The sequence below is a fragment of the Leucobacter shiyiweii genome (assembly GCF_052446065.1).
GTDB lineage: Bacteria > Actinomycetota > Actinomycetes > Actinomycetales > Microbacteriaceae > Leucobacter.
The window spans coordinates 2,568,347-2,589,246 of sequence record NZ_CM127080.1 but is presented as its reverse complement, the minus strand read 5'-3'; the positions used below and the strand labels follow the sequence as shown (position 1 = coordinate 2,589,246).

Sequence of the window (20,900 nt, the reverse complement as noted above, 5' to 3'; positions counted from 1 at the left end):
GCGAGTTGATGCGTGTCGCAGATCTGCTCACAGAGCACTCCCTCCAGCTCCGGCTGGAGACGCCCAGTGGTTCCGAGCGATTGGGCCGGGAGATCCTTCGCTGCGCTCCGACCGAACATCTCGACCCGACCCCGTTCCTCGACCCCAACGTCCTGCTCCTCACCTCCGGAATCGGAATGAATTTCACGGAACAGAGCATCTGGGATGGCTATGTGGAGCGCCTTTCCCGCGTGCCCGTTGCGGCGGTGGCCTTCGCCATCGGAACCGCTCACCGCACCCTGCCCCGTGGCCTGGTCGAAGCCTGTGCCCGGCACGACGTACCGTTACTCGAGGTGCCGACCACCGTGCCACTCCTCAAGATCGATCAGCACGTGGAAGGCATGCTGCAGGCAGAGCGCATCGCCGTGATCGATCGCGGTTGGTCTCTTGCCGATGATTGCGCGCGGCTGGCGAGTCAGGGCGCGGAGGTTTCGACGCTGCTTGCAACCATCTACGCGGCCTTGGAACGGCCAATTGCCGTCTATGACGCATTCGACTCCTTGATCGCGCAGTACCCGGAGGCGGTGACGTGGCGTACCGGAGCCGCACGCGCGGCCCAGCCCGACGTACTGACCGTCCCACTCCCCATGGGCCTCAGCAATCCATGCCAGTTGGCGGTCAGACTGTACGGCACTCCGGGTGACGTCGAGTCTCTGCTGGCGTCCGTGACATCGATCCTCGCGCTCCAGCTCAACCGCTCCGTCGTGGTCGATGCCAGCAGCCATCAAGACATGCTGCGATTTGTGAATCGTTGCGTCGCCTGGTCCGAGTCAACTCGGAGCGACGTCGCAAACGCCTTCCAGGAGCTCGGGCTGAGCCGCCGCACCGACACCACCCTGCTCGTTGCCGACATGAGTGGCGAGCACGCCGCTGCCGGGTGGAAGCTGCGCGTCGCACTGCACGACAGTTTTCACGACGTTCGCGTAGCGGAACTCGACGACAATCTCATCGCGTTGGCGCAGTTCCCGCGGGAAGAATTCGCCGAGATCTCGACACGCTTACTGGGGATCGGACCCGAACTGCCCCTGGTGCTGCACGGGCCCGCTCGCACCATTGATGAGCTTCGCATCGCGCTCGTGCACGCGCTCGACCTCGTGCGGCACGTCACAGCTCCCGTGCGCGCGCCAGCGCTGGGGCTGAGCGCGGTGGTGGCGGCGGCGGCGGGACGCGGGGCGCGTGAGTCGGCTGAACGCTTCCTTTCGCCGCTCGTTGAACACGATCAACAGCGCACCACCGAGTTGCTGCCGACACTCAGGATCTGGCTGCGCAATGATGCACAGCCCTCGCGCACCTGCGAGGAGCTCTTCATTCACCGCAATTCGCTCAGCTACCGGCTCCGCCGCATTGAAGACCTTCTGGGCATCTCGCTCGACACCCTCGATGGCCGGGCTACCTGCCTCATGGCGCTCCGGCTTGTCGAGCTCGAGCCGTACTAGCCTGACGGGGCTCACCTACAGGCCTGGAAACACCAATCGGCGACGCACCTCGTGAAACACACGAGGCACGCCGCCGAAACGGTGTCAAACTAGCGGGTTCCCACTACCTTGATAAGGCCGGTACGACTGGTCGGCCGTGCTTTCCAGAGGATCCCGTACACGAGCGCAGCAGCGACAACCGTGAGGATCGGACCCCAGGTTGAGCCGATGCCCGCGAGATCGGGATTGAACTGCCCGAGCTGCAACATGATGACGCCGATGACGGTAGCCACGACCCACGCGATCAGACCGTTTGAGTTGAACGGTCGATAGTGCTGGTCGCCAATAGCGGAGTGTTCTTGGCCACCTCCGCGGCTCAGCAATACGTGCGTCAGCGCGATGGACACCCAAGCGGTAACGAGCACACCCTGCCACGCCAGCGCGATCAGCAGGTACTGCACGATCGGGAGCAGCATGAGCAGGAAGATAATCACCGACGAGAGCAGCACCCAGAACAGGTTTGGCAGCTTGACGCGGAACACACGCTCGGCAAAAGCCTTGAGGTTTGAGGCACCGAGGTAGTAGTTCGCGGTGTTGATTCGCGTCTGAGAAGTCCAGACCACGAGCAGGCCGAGCAGCCCCATCATGGTGACGAGGCCACCAGCGATGCCAGTTTCCGACGCTTCCAGACCCGGGATGGTGAAGGTCAGGAAGATGCCTGCGACAGCGGAGAAGCCGAAGGCGAGCACGTAGAAGACCGGCCCGAAGGTGATCCACTGATGGAACTTCGTGTCCTTGCGCTTGCCGAGAGCCGCGAAGTCCATGGTGAACATCATGAGGATCCACATGCCCATGTATCCGGCGAATGTGGCGAGCCAACCCGGGCCACCCATGGCAAACGGCACTGGCAACTCAGGTGCCTGAGTGAGCCAGGTGTCGCTGAAGCCATACTGCACGCCGGCCCAGATGATGGCGGCGACGAGGCCGAAGAAGTAGATCGGAAGCAGCCATCCATTGAGCTTGTCGAGGAAGCGACGCACACCGCCAATAATGAGCGGGGTGGAGTAGGCCACAACAATGAGGCTCCACATCCACATCTCGCCGCCAAACGCAGTCATGAATGCGTACGCGACGATCGAGCCCTCGAACACTGCGTAGTAGATCGCGATGAGCGCGAAGATAATTGTCGCGATCGAGGAGCCGGCCGTGCCCAGGATGGTGCGCGAGAACTGCGCAACCGTGGTGCGATTGTTGATTGCGTACTTCGAAAGCACGGCGTTGATGACGCCGTACACGATGATCGTCAACACCAGGCCGATCAGCGCGTTCGCCGTGCCGTAGGCAACAGCGAACGCCGCACCCACATACACGTAGAACATGGCGCTCGCGACGCCGTACCAAGCCATCGAGAGAGAGCCGCGACTCATCTGGTCGCTGTCGTTGCCCTCTCGAGCCAGAGCATCGGTCGCTTCGACGTCGTCGTTGCTCCCGGTTAGGTTGAGACTCACTGTCTGTACCTCCATTGGTTTTCCAGTAGGTGCTGCGGAATTCGACACATGCGCACGCATCAGTGCGTGAACGAGGCCGAGCAGCGGGGGAATTCGTCATCGGCCGGGGCCGCGGCGAAGCTGGTGCAGAACCCCGGGATACCCTCCGGTGTTCCGTGTAGCCATCTCATTGTTGTCAGTGGATCCGCCGAGAAGTACTGGGCAGCAGCCGGAATGAGCGGCCAAAATTCTGTCAGTTGCACAAATCTATGTCTTTAGGGTGGGTTACCTGTGCTGGCAACCCACCCCGCTTACACGGTCAGTCGTATGCTCGGACGAGCGACTTAGGCGTCCCAGTGGTCTGCCGAGCGCCGCTGCATTTGCTCGCGATGCTGACGCGTGGTCTCCTCGAACAGCTCGCCGGTGCCCCAGTCGAGGATCACGCCGTGGCGTCGAATGACATCCAGCACACCCATCTCGCCTGAACGGTACTTCTGGGCGACTTCGGTCGGGTCCGTGAGCAGCCACGACGCCCGATTCTCGCGGATCCACGCTCGCTTCGCGCGCGTGGCATCCTGGTCGATCTCGTACTGATCAAGATCTGGATCGATCTCCCGAATCACCACTCCGTAATCCTCAGAGGCGCGACCAATCGAGACGTAGTCGTCGATCACATCCTCGAGCACCTCCTCAGGGGACCGCTCGAGGGGGTCGCCAAACCCGCCACCGCCAGCAGACGGGCGATAGAACGTGTCGCCCGGCCCAACGGGAACCGACGAGAAGATGGATCCGAGGAACCGCTCGTTCTCCGTGTCCTTGTTCATCCACACGCCGTTCGGAATGGACGGCAGTCCTCCCTCGATACCCCAGGTAATTGACCGGGCACGGTCGCAGCAGTAGCTCATCACTGTCTGCTCGGCGTCGGTGAGAATGCCGCCCTTCTCGATCCCGCAGCCTCCACGGAACTTTCCGGGCCCGCCCGAGTCGGTGCCGATCTGATGCATGGTGGTGATCACCGGGGACAGGCGCTCCTGCCCTTCACACGGCTGCACCGCAAGCCCCACGCCGAAGACAGGTGCCGTCGCGCTCGAGCCATCCTTGCTCACTCGGCCGCCCCACCCGCCAGCCATCCAGTCGTACCACATGAAGTACGGCTTCGAATCAGTACGGGCGTCTCGGCCGCCGACGAGCAGATACTCAAGGTTGAATGCGCAGGCCATCGCGCGCTCGGGCATGATCTGCGACCACAACTCGAAGATGCCGTTCATCAGCTTCTCGTAAGGGCCAGACACGGTGCCGGTCACCGCGTAGGGCCAACCGGCGTTGACGACCGTGCCTTCGGGCCCAATGTCGGCCGTGACCGCTGCGTAGAAGCCCGAGTTCAGCGGGACATCGGGGAAGAAGGTCTTCGTTCCCGCGTAGATTGCCGAGAAGGTCGTACCGTATCCCGAGTTTAGGAACGTCTTAATCGCCGGGCCACCCTTGATGTCATAGTGAATCCCGCTGCCCTCGAGGGTCATCTTGATTCTCACCGGCACGAGACTCTCGGGTGCACCGGGGTCGAGGTCGAGATAGTCGACCGTTTCCCACGTTCCATTCGGCAGCCCTTCCAGGCGTCGCCGGACGGTGCGCTCGACGTAGTCTTGCGTCTCCTGCATCGCCGCCTCAACGGTTTCGGTGCCGTACCGGGCGACGAGCCGCTGGATTTCTCGCTCGCAGACCGCGGTGGCTTCCGACTGGGCGTGCAGATCTCCCATTGCCTGTTCAGGAGCACGAGTGTTCGAAACGAGTAGCTGGGCCACGTCGTGCAAGAAGACACCCTTGGACCAGATTCGCACCGGGGTAATGCGCAGGCCCTCGCCGAAGTGCTCGACCGCCTCGACATCGAAGGAACCCGGCACCCGGCCACCGATGTCTGCCCAGTGCCCCTTGTTCTGGGCGAAGGCGATGATGCGACCCTTTGAGAACACCGGCCGAATAAACGACACGTCGTTGAAGTGCGTACCTCCACGGTACGGATCGTTGATGGCGAAAACGTCGCCGGGATGGATATCGTCACCGAATTCCTCGATAACCGCCTTGCACTGAAAGTGGAGCGTGCCCACGTGCACGGCAATATCCCCGGAGCCCTGCATCACCGTGTTGCCGGTCGCGTCGCACAGCGCCGACGAGAAGTCGCGAGAGTAGATCACGAAGGAGTAGCAGGTGCGCAGAATCTGCTCGCTCATCAGGTCGACGCTGGTGGCGAAGGCGTTCTTCAGCACTTCGAACGTCACCGGATCGAGGGTAGATTCCCGGGCAGTTTCCGGCGAGCGGGTCAGTACTTCACTCATTAGTTGGCCTCCTCAAGGTGGATGCGAATATTCAGCCACTCGTCGATCTCTGCCCGGGTGTGCGGGGGAACAACGGTTGTGGAATCGAGCTGGTTAACAATTGCCGGGCCGTGGAAATAGGTGCCAGCGGCGAGCTCTTCCCGGTCGTAGACGGGAGTATCGAGCCACCCGTGGCCGCCGAAGTACACCGGACGACGTTCGGCGGGGCTCCCCGGTGGCTGCGGAATAACCTCAGCCGGTCGGAACGCAGGCTTCGGTGTCTTGCCGACTGCGGCAAGGTGCAGTTGGTAGACCTCGACCGGGGCGCCGTCCTGTCGGAATGAGAACTCTCGCTCGTACTCCTCATGGAAGGTGCGGACGGCCTGCTCAAGCGCGCCGGGCCCACTGCCCATGGGCACCTGGAGTGAGCGCCATTGCCCCGAGTAACGCATCGAGATCTTGCGCTGCAACATGGCATTTTCGTCGGAGACACCCTCGTGTCGCAGGCGTGCCGAGGCTTCAGTCTCGAGAGCGACGAACGCTTCCTCGATGCTGTCTTCGTCGGCCGCCGCAGCCAACCCGGTGTACATCTGAGCCAAATCGTGCCGGATGTCGACGAGCAGACACCCCATTGCCGAGGTCACGCCGGGGTTCGGCGGCACGACCACGGTGGGGATCCCAAGTTCACGGGCGACATCGGCCCCGTGCAGAGCACCCGCACCGCCGAAGGCCAGCAGGGCGAAATCTCGGGGGTCGTAACCGCGGCGGATCGACACCAGCCGCACCGCGTCGGCCATGTTCGCGTTTGCCACAGAGATGATTGCCTGAGCCGCTTCCTCAAGACCCATGCCGAGGGGCTCGGCAATGACTCGACGAACGGCCCGCTGGGCCAGAGACTTCTCAAGTTGCTTGACCCCACCGGCGAGCGACGACCCCAAGCGACCAAGCACGACGTTCGCGTCGGTGTTCGTGGCCTGATCGCCGCCCGTGTCGTAGCAGGCCGGTCCGGGATCGGCGCCAGCCGACTGCGGGCCGTTGCGGAGAGAGCCGGCAATGTCAATGTGCGCAAGCGATCCGCCACCGGCACCGATCGTGAGCACTTCGATCGAGGGGAAGATGATGGGGTGGCCGTACTCCACCTGCCACTCCTGGGTAATGCGCAGTTCCCCGTCAGCAACGAGAGCGATGTCGGTCGAGGTGCCGCCCATGTCCAGACTCACGGCGTTGTCGTATCCACACTGCTGCGCGATGTGTTTCGCCGAAATCGCACCGGCGGCGATGCCTGACGCGGCGAGCCGCACAGGGAACTTCTCGACGAGTCGAGGGGTCATGGATCCGCCCCCCGAGTGCAGCAGCAACAGGTCACCCTGGTAGCCGCCTTCGCGCAACTGATCCGAGAGCCGATTCACGTAGCCCGAAACGAGGGGCGCCAAGACCGCGTTTGCGACCGCAGTGTTGAACCTGGGGTATTCGAAAATCTCGGGCAGGATCTCGGCAGAGGTTGAGACCGTGGCCTCAGGAATGACCTCTTCGAGAATCTCGCGCATCCGGGTTTCGTGCGCCGGATTGGCGTAAGAATTCAGGAAGCACACTGCAATGGTGCTCACCCCGCGACGCTTCAGCAGCTCGGCGAGCTCTCGGGCCTCGGTCTCATCGAGTGCAGTGAGGGTGTTCCCCGAGTAGTCCACACGCTCGGTGACCTCGAAGCGATCGCGCCTGCGAATGTATGGCGCCGACACGTCGTTATACGCGTCCCAGAGGTCATCTTTGGTGCCGTCGCGGATCTCGAGCACGTCCCGGAATCCGCGGGTGGTCACGAGGGCCGCGGCCGGAAAGTTCCGGGTGATCAATGCGTTCGTCGCCACGGTGGTGCCGTGGGAGAAGAGCGAAACGTTGCTCAGGTCGATCTCACCGCGTTCCACGCCATTCATCACCGCGATCATCGGGTCGTGGGGGGTGGATGGCACCTTGGTGACGCGCATCTGTTTGGTCTCGTCATCAAAAATGCAGACATCGGTGAATGTTCCACCGACATCGACTGCTACACGGACTGTGCTCATTGGCTCCTCCAGAAGTTCAACGTTGAGCTCGGGTGAACTCAACCTTCGTCTGATCACCGGCGGGGGTCATTAGAGAATCCGAAGCATTAGGGGGACCCTGTTGTAAATTCCACAAAATTGGGCAATAATCAACTCTCGAAACATCCAGTTAACACAATTCCAGGAAGATTCTCGTGACAACTTCGTCAGGCCAACGCTCTGAGCTTGACCGTCTCCGCGACACCATCGAGATCACCAACACCCTGCTCACCGCGATTTCCTCAACGGAACCAGTGCATACGCTCGCGAGCCGCATCGGTGTGCTCTGCCACGGCACCGCCATCATTTACGATGTTGACGGCAAGATCGTCGCAAGCACCGGAGTTGCTCCTGCCCAACTCATTTGGAATGAGATTGCGGCCACCAATCAAAGCGATCTCGCTCTGGAAATCGGTCGCTGGCACGTGCTCAGTCGTCGCGTGGCGCTGCGCGATGGGATCCACGTCATCGCGATTGCAAGTCGCGGGCTTGAAACGCTCGAGCAACTTGGTGAGCTGATTCTTGACACGTCTGAGCGTCTGCTCGGCGCGGTGCACGGCATTCAGTACGGCGCGATTCGCAGGGATCGGCGCGACAACGAACAACTCATTGCCTCACTGCATGACGGAATTCTGCCGTCTCGTGAGCATCGGTTCTGGAGCCGCATGACGCAGTTTGATTTTCCCGCTTACGCACCGGTGCGATCGGTAGAACTCGCCCCATTTGATGGGGAATCGGCGCGGGAGTCCCAGGTCACCCAATTGGTCTCGCAGGCCCGGTCCACAGCCACCCCGCTCCTCATCATGTTGCATCGAGCCGACCGAGAGGCGCCAGCCACGATCGCGGCACTCGTTCCCGATTCTGCCAGCGGTGAAGCGTGGCTCCAGGCGGTGTCTCGCCGCTACTTGGTCGGTGCGTCAGGCCCGTTCGACTCACTGGGCCGAGTTCCCGAGGGAGTTCGAGAGGCGGAAACGGCGCTCGACATTGGAAAACAATGGGCGGCGGCCGCTCGCGATCCGGCGGTCATCGGGCCCATTTGGACTGACCGGATCGACCTCGCGACCTGGCTCCTCTCTCACGTCGATCCCAAACAACTCAAGACCCGCATTGCAGCGACGCTCGCGCCCCTGCGCGATCCCGGACTGCGTGAGACACTCGTCACTTACCTTGCCTCCGACCAGCACATCGGTCGCACGGCCGATGCCCTCTTCGTGCATCCCAACACGGTCCGATATCGGCTCGGAAAGGTCGAAGAAGCGATGGGGATGCCCATTACGTCTGCCCCTGCTTTGGCCAACCTTGTGCTCAGCCTGCGTCCCGAGATTGCCGCAACTCAACTGCGTGCAATTCGAGGCAGCGATACCGACCCCAACTAGGCTGTCCCGAACAGCCACTGCGGCTGACCCACCACCGTTAGTCCAGAGAAGGAGATGACATGACCACCGGAGCGCACAGCGAAACCCAGATTGAGAACGAACACTTCCGCGTCACGAAGTGGACGATCGACCCGGGAGGCGTGATCCCCATGCACGTGCACGAGCACGAGTACGTCGTGGTGCCGATGGTCACCGACACCATGCACGTAACCAACGCCGATGGCAGCGAAATCGTGGCTGAACTCACCGCAGGCGTCAGCTACACCAGGCCCGCTGGATCCGAGCACCAGGTTGAGAACCGCACCTCCGCGTCGCCGGTCGTGTTCGTCGAGATCGAAAAGCTGTCGTGACCGGCGTCGTTGTGCGGCCCGTCGCCGCCGCAGACCGCGAGACATGGGCAACTCTCTACCGCGGCTACCGAGATTTCTACGCGATGCCCCACGACCCCCGGGTGTTCGAAACAGTATGGGGATGGCTGATAGATCCGCAGCATGAGACACGCGGCTTGGTCGCCGAGGCCGACGGAAAGATCGTCGGCCTCGCCCACTACCGCAGGTTTGCTCGCCCGATTGTGGGGGCAACGGGCATCTTCCTTGATGACCTGTTCACTGCTGCCTCGACGCGCGGCCAAGGGGTCGGTTCCGCCCTGCTCGTTCGCCTCGCCGAGATCGCTCGCGACGAGCAGGCGACGGTGGTGCGGTGGATCACCGCTGGCGACAACGAGACGGCGCGAAGCCTCTACGATCGGGTTGCGCGCGAGACCCCCTGGGTCACCTATGACCTGAGCCCGGCACCCGCGGGGTAACTTCGACGGGGTTGCGCCGAGGAATTCGACCTCGGCGCAACCCCGTCCACGTGCGACTTATAGCGCGGGCTTGAAGACGAACGCCCGCACGATCTGTACCGCGCCCATCACGATCATCGAGATCCCGAGCAGCAGCCACAGCGTGATCGCGCCAAGCAGCGGCGACAGGATGAGAACGAGGCCCGCGACCACGCTGATGATGCCGTAGATGATCGTGAGCACGCGGTGGCCCGACTGCTTGAGGGTGGTGAACGAGAAGATGCCCTCGATGATCCACAGCACACCGATCATGATTGACAGGAATGCGGTGAGTACCGCGGCGGTCGCAGCAAGGTTCGCAAAAATAATGACCGCGCCGACGATGTAGAGCAGTCCGAGCACAACGTTGCCGGTTCGGGGCCAACCCTTCATCGACTTCGAGAAGAGCGCCGACCCGAGGTACACCACGCCTACGCCAGCCGCGTACAGCGCGACGATGACAGACACGATCTGCATCATGACTGCGCCCGACTTCACCGGGTTCACGAGGATGAGAATGCCGACGATCAGCGCGACGAGTCCGCCGACTCCCAGCATGGTGCGGATCGCGTCGACCGCGCGATTCTCGGTGTTGAGGGTAGAGGGGCCAGCCATAGGGGTGCCTTTCACGTGACGAACTCAGGAATATTAGCGACCCGCTGGGGCGCCTGATTCATGATGCACCCTGATATCCCCTGAGCGGTACCCCGAGCCGGGAGCGCGGCAAGTTCACCCCCGATTTCGCCCCTCGACTGCATTCGAGTGCCCCAGCCCGCGGATGCGCTCGGTACCCAGGGTCGTGTCACTGTATCCGTGCGCCTGGGGCCGCCCCTCGGCATCCACCGCAACAAACACGATTTCTTCGAGCGTGAGCACTTCCTGCCCGGTCACTGCGTTTTCAACCCGGCAGCTGATGGTGAGCGAGGTGCGGCCAAACTTCAACACCCGGTACTCGAGCTCGAGCAGGTCACCGCGATCCGCCCTCGCCACAAAATCGAGTGCCGAGAAGTGCCGGGTTACTACATCGATCGACCCCAGCTGGGTGACCGCCACAATCGCGGCCTCCTCGTCAACCCATTGCAGCAGGCGGCCACCAAACAGCGCGCCGTGCTGATTCAGGTCTTCCGGCTTGACCCACTTGCGAACGATGTGACGAAATTCGTTCATCCGACGGGCCTACTCCTCTTCGTCAGATTCAGCCTCGTCTGCATCATGCTCGTCCTTCGGCTGCCCCGACTGAATATGCGTGGCGGGCCCAAGATGTGACGCTCCGCCCTCCTCGCCCCATCCGTCATCGGGAGTGCGCGCCGGGTCAGACTCGTGATCCTGCGTGCCGGGGGCGTTGTTCTCGTTCATGGTGGCTCCTTGTCATCACGGGCCGCGGCGCTCGGGCCCTCTCTCCAGCGTACGCCCGCAGCAACCAGGGGCGCACCCATGCTGGCCACCGGCCACTGCACTATCCTCAGAAAGATAGTGGATCACAGGCCGACCCTGGCCACCACATGACGAATGGAGACCGCCGAATGAAGCGCGTGCTCACCTACGGCACCTACGACCTCCTGCACTGGGGGCACATTCGCCTGCTGCAGCGCGCCCGCGCTCAAGGTGACTACCTCGTCGTGGCGCTCTCGACCGAGTCGTTCAACGAAGGCAAGGGGAAGAAGACCTACCACGACTTCGATACCCGCAAGAAGATGCTCGAAGCGGTGCGTTACGTCGACCTCGTGATTCCCGAAGACTCTTGGGATCAGAAAATTAGCGACGTCAAACGCTACGAGATCGACGTCGTCGTGATGGGCGGTGACTGGGAGGGCGACCCGCGTTTCGAGGTTCTCACCGATTACTGCGACGTCGTGTATCTCGACCGCACCGAGGGCATCTCGACCACCAAAATCAAACGCGACCTAGGAATTAACGCATGAGCACCCAGCCAACCCTGCGCGGTCCCCTCGTCACCCTGCGTGACCCCAATGAACAGGATGTGGATCCGCTGGCCTCGATCCTCCTCGAGCCCGAGGTCGCGGTGTGGTGGGTGGGCTACACCCCCGAGCGGATCCGCGAGGAGTTCCTCGCCCACCCCGACACCGCGCGCATTATCGAGGTGGAGGGGCAGACCGCTGGCGCGATGTTCGTGCTGCGCGGGGAGGATCCCGAGTACCCTACGACCGTGATGCACATCTTCCTCGGCACCGCATTCCGCGGGCGTCGCATCGGCGAAGAGGCGGTCGCACTGGCCATTCGTCACGAGTTCAGCGAGGGAATCACCCGCGTCACCCTCGACCCGAACATCAACAATGAGGGCGCGATCCGCAGTTATGAGCGGCTCGGCTTCCAACGCATTGGGGTGCTCCGCGATTACCAGGTGCGCCCCGAGGGGCACCTGGAAGCGGCGCTGTTCATGGATCTCACCCGCAGCGACTTCCCCGACGGGCCGCCTCTCCCCCCGCGCGGCTAGCCTCGTGCACGAAATCGGCCCCGCACCTGTCACCGAGGTTGCGGGGCCGATTCACTTCTGTGGGCAGGCGCCGTGGGCTACAGCACCTTCGAGAGGAAGGCCTTCGTGCGTTCGCGCTGCGGGTTCGCCAGCATCGCTGCGGGATCCCCTGATTCCACCACCACGCCACCATCCATGAAGGCCAGCGTGTCGGCTACCTCGCGCGCGAAGCCCATCTCGTGCGTCACGACGATCATCGTCATTCCGCTCTCAGCAAGCCCCTTCATCACGTCGAGCACCTCGCCGACGAGCTCAGGGTCGAGCGCGGAAGTCGGCTCGTCAAACAGCATCAACTTCGGCTCCATCGCAAGCGCCCGAGCGATCGCCACGCGTTGCTGCTGCCCACCCGACAGGTGTGCCGGGTAGTAGTCGTGCCGCTCCGCCAGGCCCACGCGCGCGAGCAATTCCATTGCCTTCGTCTTCAGCTTTGCCTTGCTGCCCTTCTTCAGCAGCATCGGCGCAGCCATGACGTTTTCGAGCGCAGTCATGTGCGGAAAGAGGTTGAAGCGCTGAAACACCATGCCAATGTCCCGGCGCTGCTTCGACGCTTCCCGAGGATTCAGCTCGTAGATCTTGTCGCCCTGCTGACGGTAGCCAACCAGCTCGCCGTCGACCCACAGGCGGCCAGCGTTGATCGTCTCCAGGTGATTGATGCAGCGCAAGAACGTGGATTTGCCCGAGCCTGACGGGCCCACGAGACATAGCACCTCGCCCCGGTTCACCTCGAGTGAGATGCTCTTCAGCACCTCGTTCGAACCAAACGATTTCGAGACGGCTTCGGCTAACACCATCGGCGTATCGGTGGATCCACTCATCGTCCATCACCTCCAAGTGCGGGGGGTGCCGGGAGGTCGGGGGGTGCGCTCTCGTCTCCGGCCACGCCAGGCTCGGCGGCGCGTCTGCCCGTACCGGATGCCACATCGATGGTGCCGGTCTCCAGCGAAATCTTTGGCGTGTCGGGCCGCGCGTCGACTCCCTTCGCGAAGTGCCGTTCAAGGTAGTACTGGCCGACCATCAGGATCGAGGTCACCACGAGGTACCAGATCGAGGCCACGATAAGCATCGGCACCGGCTTGTAGGTCACCGAGGCGATGTCGCGTGTGCGCGTGTAGAGCTCGAGCGTGAACGGCACGGCCGTGACGAGCGAGGTCGTCTTCAGCATCGAAATGACCTCGTTGCCGGTTGGCGGGATGATCACGCGCATCGCCTGGGGCAGGATCACCCGTGTCATGGTGTGCCCCCACCCCAGTCCGAGTGCAGTCGCAGCCTCTTCCTGGCCTTTATCGACCGAGAGCAGGCCAGCGCGTACGATCTCAGCCATATAGGCAGCCTCGTTCAGGGCGAGGCCGATGATCGCAAGCACGAAGTAGCTCAGCAGATCCTGCGTTCGAAACGAGAGCCAGGGCTCGGTGAACGGAATGCCGATGTCGATGCTTTTGTAGATGACGCCGATGAGGCCCCAAAACACCAGTTGCACGTACACCGGGGTGCCGCGAAAAATCCACAGATAGGCCCACGCCACCGAACGGAAGACCGGGTTAGGCGAGAGCCGCATGATCGCCAGGGTGACCCCGAGAATGACCGCAATGATCATCGAGTACACCGTGAGCTGCAACGTGTAGCCGATCGCCTCAATGACGCGCGTGTCGAAGAGGTACTTTCCTACTTCATCCCACGAGTAGACGGGGCGGTTGAACGCGGCATCGACGATGAACAGCACAACCAACAGCAAGAGCACGGTAGCAAATACCGCACGCCACGGGTGCCGGAGTTTGATCGCTTGTATCTCCTCCGGTACCGCGTGGCTATCGGGCCGCGGGGCGCGAGGCCCCGCGGCCGGGGGCTGCGTGTCAGACATGACTCGCGAATCCGCTTCGACTACTCGGTACCGGCGTTGATCGTGGCCGATTCCACAGCACCCGGGGCAATGCCCGCGGCCTCAAGGATCTCGAGGTAGGTGCCGTCATCGATGAGCGACTGCAGCGCAGCCTGCACCGCCATGGTCATATCGCTGCCCTTCATGGTCGCAAAACCATAGGGAGCCGCATCGAAGAGGTCGCCGACGAGTTCGAGCTCACCCTCGAGCTCGGTTACCGCGGCGCCGGTGACCGGAGAATCGGCAGAGAATGCGTCTGCCTGGCCGTTGACCACGGCGTTCGTCACTTCGGGCTGCCCGTCGAACGGGAGGATAGCGATCGCTTCCTTGCCTGCCGCGACACACTCGTCGTTCCGCGCGGGCAGCTCGTCGGTGTGCTGAATCGTGCCGGACTGCACGGCCACGGTGAGGCCGCACGCATCTTCAGGATCCACATCGGAACCAACCGGAGCGGCCCACTGGCTACCTGCATTCAGGTAGTTCACGAAATCAACCGTCTTCTGACGCTCAAGGTTGTCGGTGAACGAAGATGCGCCGACCTGCAGCGCATCTTCCTCAATGCGGGGAAGGATGCTGTCGAAGGGAAGAATCTCCCACTCGGGTTCAAGGCCCAGCTTCGCGGCGATGGCCTCGGCGAGCTCGATGCCCCAGCCCACCGGGTTGCCCGAAGAGTCCTTGTACTCGTTCGGCGGGTACTCGGCATCGGTGCCCATGACGAGCACCCCCGATTCCTTGACCTCGTCAGGGAGCAGCGCTACCGCAGCCTCATCGGGCTGGATTCCACTCGCATCAACGCTGGCGGTGGTGTCACCTTCGGTGTTTGTGCACCCGGTGAGCGCAAGCGCGGCAGCTGCGGCGAGTGCGGGCAGTACAAATCGAATCTTCATCGATCCATATCCTTCTCTATAGATGAAACTAACCATTTCTGGTTGAGCGGGTCTGGCCCGCATCACATTTGGAGCCTACCGCGCGGCCGCCCCGCGGCGGGGTTTCAGCCCATTTTTGGGATCATTCCGAGACGTTCGCGGGATCCACCGTTCTGAGGCTGTAGACCCTGGTCAAAGGATCGCGCTGTGAGCACCTAAAATTGAGTGTTTGCGGAAAAAATTGGGGAGATACGTGTAATGAGTGGGGACACGATCGAGACCCAGATATCGGCCGGGGCCCGGTCCGCCCAAGATCGCACTTCTGAAGCAGCACAGGCCGAGCTATTACGTCGCGCGCCCGTTGGCCTGATGACGATCGACCTGCAGGGAAAGGTGATCGCCCATAACGACATGCTCGCCCTCTGGCGAGGGTGGGCGCCAGACGAGGCACCGGGCGCCTTAATTGGCGAGAACGCTCTCGGTTGGTTGTCGGCCGAGTCTCGGGAGCGTTGCGTGGCTTTGCTGTCGACACCAGCACTCAGCGAGCAGCAGTTTCGTGAGATTGTCATCGACGGCAAGACCATGAGCGGCGATCTCGCGCCGATCATCTTGAACGCCGACCTCGTTGCCGACGAGAGCGGCCAGATGCTGGTGCACGTCGCGCTCATCGATGCCACCGAGCGGGGCCGCTTCGAACGCGAACTCATCGAGGCGCGTCGCAGTGCGGACCGCGCCAACGATCAACTTCATGATCTGCAGGAACGGCTGCGACACCAAGCACTCCACGACCCGCTCACTGGCCTCGCGAATCAGGCTCTCCTCGAGGAGCAGCTGGGGCGGATGCTGCTCGCTGCGACACGGTCGGAGAAACCGTGCGCCGTGATCTATCTCGACCTCGACGGGTTTCGTTCGATCAATCAGGAGTGCGGGCACGCGGTGGGCGACGAACTACTGCGGATCTTCGGACGCCGGATCCAGAGCGTGTGCCCGGATGGTGGAATCGTAAGTCGCCTCGGCGGTGATGAATTCGGTCTTGCCTTGGGCCCGACCGACGATTCCGAGTTGCGGGCACTCACCGAGCGGATCCTGGAGCAAGCTCGTCTGCCGTTGCGTGAGCTTATCGGCGATCGGCCGCTCTCGGCGAGCATCGGCGCGGTGCTTTGGGCGCCGCGTCCGGGCGAGGGAGCGCCGCTTGCGCGCGACTTCATCGCCGCCGCCGATCAGGCGATGTATGCAGCGAAGCGAAGCGGCAAGAACAGGGCCACGCAGTGCATGTGGAGTGACATTGTCGGCAAATGGTGAGTCTCCAGGTAGATCAGTGGCACCGGTTTTGGTGCTGAGTGCCGCCACTTGCTAAGCTGATCTAGTTGTCTGGCCGAATTGTGCCGGATGACGACTCGCGCGAGTGGCGGAATGGCAGACGCGCTGGCTTCAGGTGCCAGTGCCCGCAAGGGCGTGGGGGTTCAAGTCCCCCCTCGCGCACGAATGGAAAATGGCCTCTGACCTGGGATTTTATCTCTCGGGTTGGGGGTCATTTTCGTCAGAAGTGCTAGAAAAAGTGCTAAGCCTTGCCGAGGTGGGCGGCGAAGCGGGTCACGGCCGACCGTTGCATGGTCGGAGTGACGTGGGAGTAGATGTTCATCGTCGTCGTGATCGTTGAGTGACCTAACCGCTCCTGAACGACCTTGGGATGCTCGCCGAGTTCGAGCAGTAGGGTCGCGTGGGTGTGACGCAGCCCCTTGATCGTGACCCGGTGCATGGTGTCGTACTTCTTGGTGAGCCAGTTCATGCGGCGATCCCAACGGCTCGTCATCGCGTCGGGCGACCGGAGCTTTCCGTCGTCGTCTCCGAACACGTAGGCGTCGGCCTTGGCGAGCGTGAACGAGAGTTCCGCGCGGGCGACCTTGTAAGAGGCGAGCACTTTCAAAGTGTCCTCGTCCACGTCGATCACCCGAGCATTGCCGGTCTTGGGCGGTTTCGTCTTCGTCCAGTCGTCGGTATCGACCGCTCGGCGGATGCTGACCGTCATCCGCTTCGTGTTGATATCGCTCCACTTCAAGGCGAGGGCTTCGCTTCGGCGCATGCCGGTGTAGGCGATGAGTCGCCACATGGGGAACAGCTCGTCTTTCAGCTCGTCCTCGTTCCAGGTGAGGAACAGGGCGAGCTGTTCGCTTGTCCAGGTGACGATCTCGGGCTTCTGCGCTCGCACCTCGCTCGTCGTCGGTGCTTTCACGGTGCGCTTCTTCTTCGCCGGGTTCACCGTCAGATGCCCATCGTCTATCGCCGCGTCGAGGATCGCCCCGAGCACGACATGCACTTTGTGCACGCTGTTGGCTGACAGCGGCTTACCCTTGCCGTAGGTGTCCTTACGCCCCGACTTCTCCAAGTCGCGGTAGTGGCGGGCGATCCTCGTGGCGGTGAGCTTGTCGAGCCGGATGCTGCCGAGCTGCGGGCGGATGTGGTTGCGGATGATCTTCTTGTACCCCTTGATCGTGGACGCCGCGAGCTTCAACCCCGCCGCCCACTCATCCGCGTAGGTGCCGAGGGTGGGCACCTTGTTGCCGAACTTCTCGTTCTGCTTGCGCTGCTTGAGCGCTTCCTGCAAGGCGTCGTTGGCCTCGTCGGTGCTGGTGAACCCGGAACGGGTCAGACGCCGCGATCCCATCTCGGGATACTCAGGGTCTTTCAAGACGTAGATCTGGAACCGCCACCGCTTCCCCTTATCCGTGTCGTAGCCCTGGATCGAGCCGGGCTGCCGGGAACGCGAGCGACGCTGCTGCTTCTCACCCCCACCGCGCTGCTGGTCGGGCTGCTTCTTTGTGGTCATGACCGTGTGCTCCTTGCCGTCGTCGTGCCGGGCTGGTGGGTCTGGGCGTAGTTGTCGATGTAGTCGGCGGCGTTGAACACGCGCCCCTCGGGATCGAGCTGCACGCCGCGTTCCCGGATCACGCGCGCTCGTGCCCGCGCTGTCTCCAAGCGCTCTTGATAGGCGGCGATGGTCTTGGGGTGCGCTTGCGGCTTCTCGGGATCGTCCGGGCTCGGTGCGGTCATGCCCGCGAGCGTGGTTTCGAGGGCGTGGATGCGGTCGGTGCAGATGACCCATTCCTGCTGCCAGTAGTTGAACAGGCCCTCGTCGGTGAGTACGAGTTCCCCGCGCATCCATCGGTCGATCTCTTCCGGCTCGTAGTCGTCGGGTACGCCGGTGAGGGTCGTCTGCTCATCCGGCGGGGTCAGGAGCGCGGCCGGGGTGGTGCGCAGCAGGTAGGCGATGACGGTGAGGTCGTCCACGTCGACGCGGCGGTCTCCGGCTTCGAGTTTGCTGATCCCCGACGAGGAGAGCTTTCGCCCGGTGGCGGCGATTCCGTCGGAGAGGGTGCGCAAGTCCATGCCGATCGCCTGCCGGGCGGTGCGGATGTTGGTGGCGACGTGTGTGTTCGTGATGCCTGCGGGGTTGCCCCGCATCCGTTCTGTTTCCATAGAAGAAATCTACAACGCCATACTTGACAGCGCAAGCCCCGTCGTTCTATCTTGGTGTGCACCCCTCGCGCGCGTAACTGGAACGGATGGTGTGATGATGCGGCAGAGCACTCTCGACATGGAAGACCTGCGCAGGCGGCGCAGCCTGGTCATCACCCGGAAAGAAGCTGCCGAGGCGCTCGGGGTCGATCCGCGCACGATCACCACGAGCATCAACGAGGGCACCATCCCCTCGGTCAAGCTCGGCAGGCGGGTCGTGATCCCGCGCGAGAAGTTCCTCGCCTTGTTCGCCGAGGTTCGTGACGACGACGGATGAGGCAGGCCGGGTGTGCCGAATCCGCACCACAGCCCTGGCCACGCTCGGCCCACTGCGGCAAGGTGGGTGTAAGTAAGGAACGGAAGAGCGCATGAATGACATAACCGAGGCGCAGACGCCGCAGGCGGGCTTCGAGCGCGTCTCCGACGCGATGGTCTATGACATCGCCCGGCATACCGCCTCGGTACTCTCCTCGATCCTGCTCAATCGCAAGAACGATGCCGCCGACGATGCCGAGCGCGACCACTGGGCCGCGCGCCGCCGCCTGGTCAAGCAGCAGATACGGGCACTGGATGCCGACGACCGGGCCGGGCTCATCGCGCAAGACGAGGTGTGGCGGCTGGAAAAGCTCGCCCTTACCGGCACCGAGTGACCGAACCGGTCGGCTCCCGATCCTGGCTCGCTCAGGTCTTCGGCGCTGACGCCCGCGACTAGCGTGTTGGAAGCTCGTTGAGCCACCTTACGACGGTGGCTTTGATTCGGTACCCCGGCATGTCTTCTGGATTCAGTGCAGCCGCTTGCGCGAGTCCGTCGAGGAGGGCGGCCATCTCCGTGACCGTAGCGTCGACCTCGATGCTGGCAGGTAGCTCGCCGATGGTTCGCAGAGCGATGACTGCTTCTCGCATCAGGTCAGTCAAGACAGCCCGGTCCTCGGCAACGAGTTCAGCAAGCTCGGGATCGGTGCGCGATTCAACGAGGAACGCCAAACGCACCTGTTCCTCCTCGACCTGTTCCGGCGTCACGGGGAGCAACGCCCACATGTTCTCCTCGATCCGGTTTCGAACCGAAAGACTCTCGGGCACTGCTTCGATGCGCTCTCTGGCCTGTTCGTTGATCATGCGGAACGCGTAGATCTGTAGGTCGCGCTGCTCGCTGAAGAAATGGCGCAGAGCTCCTACGGACAGTCCGGCTTCCTGGGCTACTGCGCGCACCGACGCTCTCGCCAGCCCGGCACGGCGAATCACGCGCCATACAGCTTCAGTGACTTCCCGTCGCCGCTGGTCATGGTCGATATGTCTTGGCATGTACCCAGTGTAACTTGAAACATCACAACCGTACTAGTACGATTGTATTTCTATGGTTCGGAGAAGTGCGCCTCATCGGTCGCGGCAGAAGCACACCCTGACGGCCGCCACCTTTTTGGGCGGTTCGGGTGCTGCCGTGGACTTCCTGCTTCCGCTGTTCGCCGGTGCCGCTATCGGTTTGACTCCCTCGCAGATCGGCCTGCTGTTGGCATTGGAAGTCGCGGCATCGTTCGCGATGCGCCCGGTCGCGGGGTCGCTGGCGGATCGGTTCGAGCGACGCGGGATCGCCGCAGCCGGGGCGCTCTTATACGGGCTCTCCTGCGCTGGCTATGCGATGACGCCGGAGGTTACCGGAGCGTATGTCGCCGCAACGGTCGGCGGGATCGGCGGGGCGTTGCTGTGGGTGGCGCTGCGGGCGATGATCGGCGAACGTATGGCTGAGGACTCAGGGTCGTTCGCGAGATTGGCGGTGGCCGAGGAGGGCGGGAGCTGGGCGGTCTTCGTACCCATCCTTGCCCTGGTCGGAGTGCTCGGCTACGAGACCGTGTTCTTCCTGCTCGCCGGGCTCAGCCTCATCGGTGCCATCGCGTTGCTCACAGCACCACGACTCTCGCAGATCACATCTCGCACACTCATCGACCCAGGAGCGGAGGGGGATGAGGCTTCTCGATCAGAAGCAGGTCTGCTGCGACGTCTTTCTCCGATGCTGCTCACTGTGGCGCTCACGATGACCGCCGAGGGTCTAATCAGCCTGCTGCTGCTCCTGCATCTGCAACAGGAGTTCGCGCTAGATCCCTGGCAGATCGGGCTCGTCTTCCTCCCCGGCGGCATCGTCATGGGCGTGCTCCCGCCATTCCTCCACGGCCTGGTGCGCCGCTACGGGCGCACCAGAGTCCTGGCGCTGGCTTCCATCGCCAGCGCAGGCTTCGCTTTCAGCTTGGCCTTCGCCCCGAACCCGATCGTCATTGCCGCGTGCTGGATTCTCGCTGGAGCGGCCTGGGCGGTGGTAATCCCGGAGCATCAGGCGGTCATCGCAGAGGCCTCCGGAGAGATCAGCCTCGGCAGGGGCTTGGGGTGGTACGAAGCGGCCGCTCTCCTCGGTGCACTGCTTGGCACCGGCGCTGCCGGAATCCTCTATGAACATGGATCATGGCGCATCGCATGCCTGGTCGCGGCCACGGTGATCCTTGCCGGTGCAGTCCTCGTGCCAGCAGCCCTCAGAGCCCTCGGCGTCACGCAGCACCCCCAACGTGTCGACGGGCAGTGACCGGCCGAAGCCCCTCAACAGGTTCTATGTTCAGACACAGCGATCGGCC

Annotated in this window: 22 protein-coding genes and 1 tRNA gene; 11 read left to right on the top strand and 12 right to left on the bottom strand. The window is 62.8% G+C overall.

Annotated elements, in window-relative coordinates; translation table 11 throughout:
• Positions 1 to 8 precede the first annotated feature (8 nt).
• Entirely contained in the window at positions 9 to 1,475 is a 1,467-nt protein-coding gene (locus tag ACTNFJ_RS12055) for a PucR family transcriptional regulator (RefSeq protein ID WP_435906875.1), read from the top strand.
• An 89-nt stretch (positions 1,476 to 1,564) separates the two neighbouring features.
• Here the strand turns inward: ACTNFJ_RS12055 and ACTNFJ_RS12050 are convergent, their stop codons facing one another.
• The 3 genes from ACTNFJ_RS12050 to ACTNFJ_RS12040 all read right to left on the bottom strand — a co-directional run bounded on the left by ACTNFJ_RS12050 (position 1,565) and on the right by ACTNFJ_RS12040 (position 7,313).
• Positions 1,565 to 2,962, bottom strand: coding sequence for a purine-cytosine permease family protein (locus ACTNFJ_RS12050; RefSeq protein ID WP_435906876.1), 1,398 nt, complete (start codon positions 2,960 to 2,962; stop codon positions 1,565 to 1,567).
• Between the two features lie 323 nt (positions 2,963 to 3,285).
• The gene (locus ACTNFJ_RS12045; RefSeq protein WP_435906877.1) at positions 3,286 to 5,274 is read right to left on the bottom strand and encodes a hydantoinase B/oxoprolinase family protein; all 1,989 of its coding nucleotides are present in this window, start codon (positions 5,272 to 5,274) and stop codon (positions 3,286 to 3,288) included.
• Positions 5,274 to 7,313, bottom strand: coding sequence for a hydantoinase/oxoprolinase family protein (locus ACTNFJ_RS12040; RefSeq protein WP_435906878.1), 2,040 nt, complete (start codon positions 7,311 to 7,313; stop codon positions 5,274 to 5,276). Before ACTNFJ_RS12040 ends, ACTNFJ_RS12045 begins: the two co-directional genes overlap by 1 nt.
• 173 nt (positions 7,314 to 7,486) lie before the next feature.
• Between ACTNFJ_RS12040 and ACTNFJ_RS12035 the strand changes: the two genes are divergently transcribed.
• The 3 genes from ACTNFJ_RS12035 to ACTNFJ_RS12025 are packed head-to-tail and all read left to right on the top strand — an operon-like array spanning position 7,487 to position 9,512.
• A complete protein-coding gene (locus ACTNFJ_RS12035; protein WP_435906879.1) occupies positions 7,487 to 8,707 on the top strand; it encodes a PucR family transcriptional regulator in 1,221 nt (406 codons plus the stop codon).
• Positions 8,708 to 8,766: 59 nt separating this feature from the next.
• Positions 8,767 to 9,057 carry a cupin domain-containing protein gene (locus ACTNFJ_RS12030; RefSeq protein WP_435906880.1) on the top strand — a complete coding sequence of 97 codons (291 nt, stop codon included), beginning with the start codon at positions 8,767 to 8,769 and terminating at the stop codon, positions 9,055 to 9,057.
• Positions 9,054 to 9,512, top strand: a complete 459-nt coding sequence (locus ACTNFJ_RS12025; RefSeq protein WP_435906881.1) for a GNAT family N-acetyltransferase — start codon at positions 9,054 to 9,056, stop codon at positions 9,510 to 9,512. Before ACTNFJ_RS12030 ends, ACTNFJ_RS12025 begins: the two co-directional genes overlap by 4 nt.
• Before the next feature lie 57 nt (positions 9,513 to 9,569).
• On the opposite strand, the gene ACTNFJ_RS12020 is transcribed toward ACTNFJ_RS12025, so the two are convergent.
• The 3 genes from ACTNFJ_RS12020 to ACTNFJ_RS12010 form a co-directional block, all read right to left on the bottom strand.
• A complete protein-coding gene (locus ACTNFJ_RS12020) occupies positions 9,570 to 10,145 on the bottom strand; it encodes an HdeD family acid-resistance protein (protein WP_435906882.1) in 576 nt (191 codons plus the stop codon).
• Positions 10,146 to 10,259: 114 nt separating this feature from the next.
• Positions 10,260 to 10,697, bottom strand: a complete 438-nt coding sequence (locus ACTNFJ_RS12015; RefSeq protein ID WP_435906883.1) for an acyl-CoA thioesterase — start codon at positions 10,695 to 10,697, stop codon at positions 10,260 to 10,262.
• A gap of 9 nt (positions 10,698 to 10,706) precedes the next feature.
• A complete protein-coding gene (locus ACTNFJ_RS12010; protein WP_435906884.1) occupies positions 10,707 to 10,886 on the bottom strand; it encodes a hypothetical protein in 180 nt (59 codons plus the stop codon).
• A gap of 167 nt (positions 10,887 to 11,053) precedes the next feature.
• On the opposite strand from ACTNFJ_RS12010, the gene tagD reads away from it, so the two are divergent.
• Both tagD and ACTNFJ_RS12000 read left to right on the top strand, forming a co-directional pair.
• The gene (gene tagD, locus ACTNFJ_RS12005; RefSeq protein WP_435906900.1) at positions 11,054 to 11,452 is read left to right on the top strand and encodes a glycerol-3-phosphate cytidylyltransferase; all 399 of its coding nucleotides are present in this window, start codon (positions 11,054 to 11,056) and stop codon (positions 11,450 to 11,452) included.
• Positions 11,449 to 11,985: a GNAT family N-acetyltransferase gene (locus ACTNFJ_RS12000; protein ID WP_435906885.1), complete on the top strand. Its 537-nt coding sequence runs from the start codon at positions 11,449 to 11,451 to the stop codon at positions 11,983 to 11,985. Before tagD ends, ACTNFJ_RS12000 begins: the two co-directional genes overlap by 4 nt.
• Positions 11,986 to 12,062: 77 nt before the next feature.
• Here the strand turns inward: ACTNFJ_RS12000 and ACTNFJ_RS11995 are convergent, their stop codons facing one another.
• The 3 genes from ACTNFJ_RS11995 to ACTNFJ_RS11985 are packed head-to-tail and all read right to left on the bottom strand — an operon-like array spanning position 12,063 to position 14,787.
• Complete coding sequence (locus ACTNFJ_RS11995; protein WP_435906886.1) at positions 12,063 to 12,839, bottom strand: amino acid ABC transporter ATP-binding protein; 777 nt, start codon at positions 12,837 to 12,839, stop codon at positions 12,063 to 12,065.
• Complete coding sequence (locus ACTNFJ_RS11990) at positions 12,836 to 13,882, bottom strand: amino acid ABC transporter permease (protein WP_435906887.1); 1,047 nt, start codon at positions 13,880 to 13,882, stop codon at positions 12,836 to 12,838. The genes ACTNFJ_RS11995 and ACTNFJ_RS11990 overlap by 4 nt, the downstream gene beginning before the upstream one ends.
• A 20-nt stretch (positions 13,883 to 13,902) precedes the next feature.
• Positions 13,903 to 14,787: an ABC transporter substrate-binding protein gene (locus tag ACTNFJ_RS11985; protein ID WP_435906888.1), complete on the bottom strand. Its 885-nt coding sequence runs from the start codon at positions 14,785 to 14,787 to the stop codon at positions 13,903 to 13,905.
• A 237-nt stretch (positions 14,788 to 15,024) separates the two neighbouring features.
• On the opposite strand from ACTNFJ_RS11985, the gene ACTNFJ_RS11980 reads away from it, so the two are divergent.
• Together ACTNFJ_RS11980 and ACTNFJ_RS11975 are read left to right on the top strand one after the other, a co-directional pair.
• Positions 15,025 to 16,068 carry a GGDEF domain-containing protein gene (locus ACTNFJ_RS11980; RefSeq protein WP_435906889.1) on the top strand — a complete coding sequence of 348 codons (1,044 nt, stop codon included), beginning with the start codon at positions 15,025 to 15,027 and terminating at the stop codon, positions 16,066 to 16,068.
• Between the two features lie 97 nt (positions 16,069 to 16,165).
• A tRNA-Leu gene (locus ACTNFJ_RS11975) sits at positions 16,166 to 16,248 on the top strand.
• Positions 16,249 to 16,327: 79 nt separating this feature from the next.
• Here the strand turns inward: ACTNFJ_RS11975 and ACTNFJ_RS11970 are convergent.
• Both ACTNFJ_RS11970 and ACTNFJ_RS11965 read right to left on the bottom strand, forming a co-directional pair.
• On the bottom strand, positions 16,328 to 17,593 hold the full coding sequence (locus ACTNFJ_RS11970; RefSeq protein ID WP_363566990.1) for a tyrosine-type recombinase/integrase: 1,266 nt from the start codon (positions 17,591 to 17,593) through the stop codon (positions 16,328 to 16,330).
• On the bottom strand, positions 17,590 to 18,243 hold the full coding sequence (locus tag ACTNFJ_RS11965) for a helix-turn-helix domain-containing protein (RefSeq protein ID WP_363566988.1): 654 nt from the start codon (positions 18,241 to 18,243) through the stop codon (positions 17,590 to 17,592). The genes ACTNFJ_RS11970 and ACTNFJ_RS11965 overlap by 4 nt, the downstream gene beginning before the upstream one ends.
• A gap of 94 nt (positions 18,244 to 18,337) precedes the next feature.
• Here ACTNFJ_RS11965 and ACTNFJ_RS11960 point away from each other — a divergent pair, with 94 nt between their 5' ends.
• Together ACTNFJ_RS11960 and ACTNFJ_RS11955 are read left to right on the top strand one after the other, a co-directional pair.
• Positions 18,338 to 18,559, top strand: a complete 222-nt coding sequence (locus tag ACTNFJ_RS11960) for a helix-turn-helix domain-containing protein (RefSeq protein WP_363566986.1) — start codon at positions 18,338 to 18,340, stop codon at positions 18,557 to 18,559.
• A gap of 91 nt (positions 18,560 to 18,650) precedes the next feature.
• Positions 18,651 to 18,932 carry a hypothetical protein gene (locus ACTNFJ_RS11955; protein WP_363566984.1) on the top strand — a complete coding sequence of 94 codons (282 nt, stop codon included), beginning with the start codon at positions 18,651 to 18,653 and terminating at the stop codon, positions 18,930 to 18,932.
• A 58-nt stretch (positions 18,933 to 18,990) separates the two neighbouring features.
• Here ACTNFJ_RS11955 and ACTNFJ_RS11950 read toward each other — a convergent pair whose 3' ends face one another.
• Complete coding sequence (locus ACTNFJ_RS11950) at positions 18,991 to 19,584, bottom strand: TetR/AcrR family transcriptional regulator (RefSeq protein WP_363566982.1); 594 nt, start codon at positions 19,582 to 19,584, stop codon at positions 18,991 to 18,993.
• 52 nt (positions 19,585 to 19,636) lie between these two features.
• Here ACTNFJ_RS11950 and ACTNFJ_RS11945 point away from each other — a divergent pair, with 52 nt between their 5' ends.
• Positions 19,637 to 20,851 carry an MFS transporter gene (locus ACTNFJ_RS11945; RefSeq protein WP_363566980.1) on the top strand — a complete coding sequence of 405 codons (1,215 nt, stop codon included), beginning with the start codon at positions 19,637 to 19,639 and terminating at the stop codon, positions 20,849 to 20,851.
• Positions 20,852 to 20,900 lie beyond the last annotated feature (49 nt).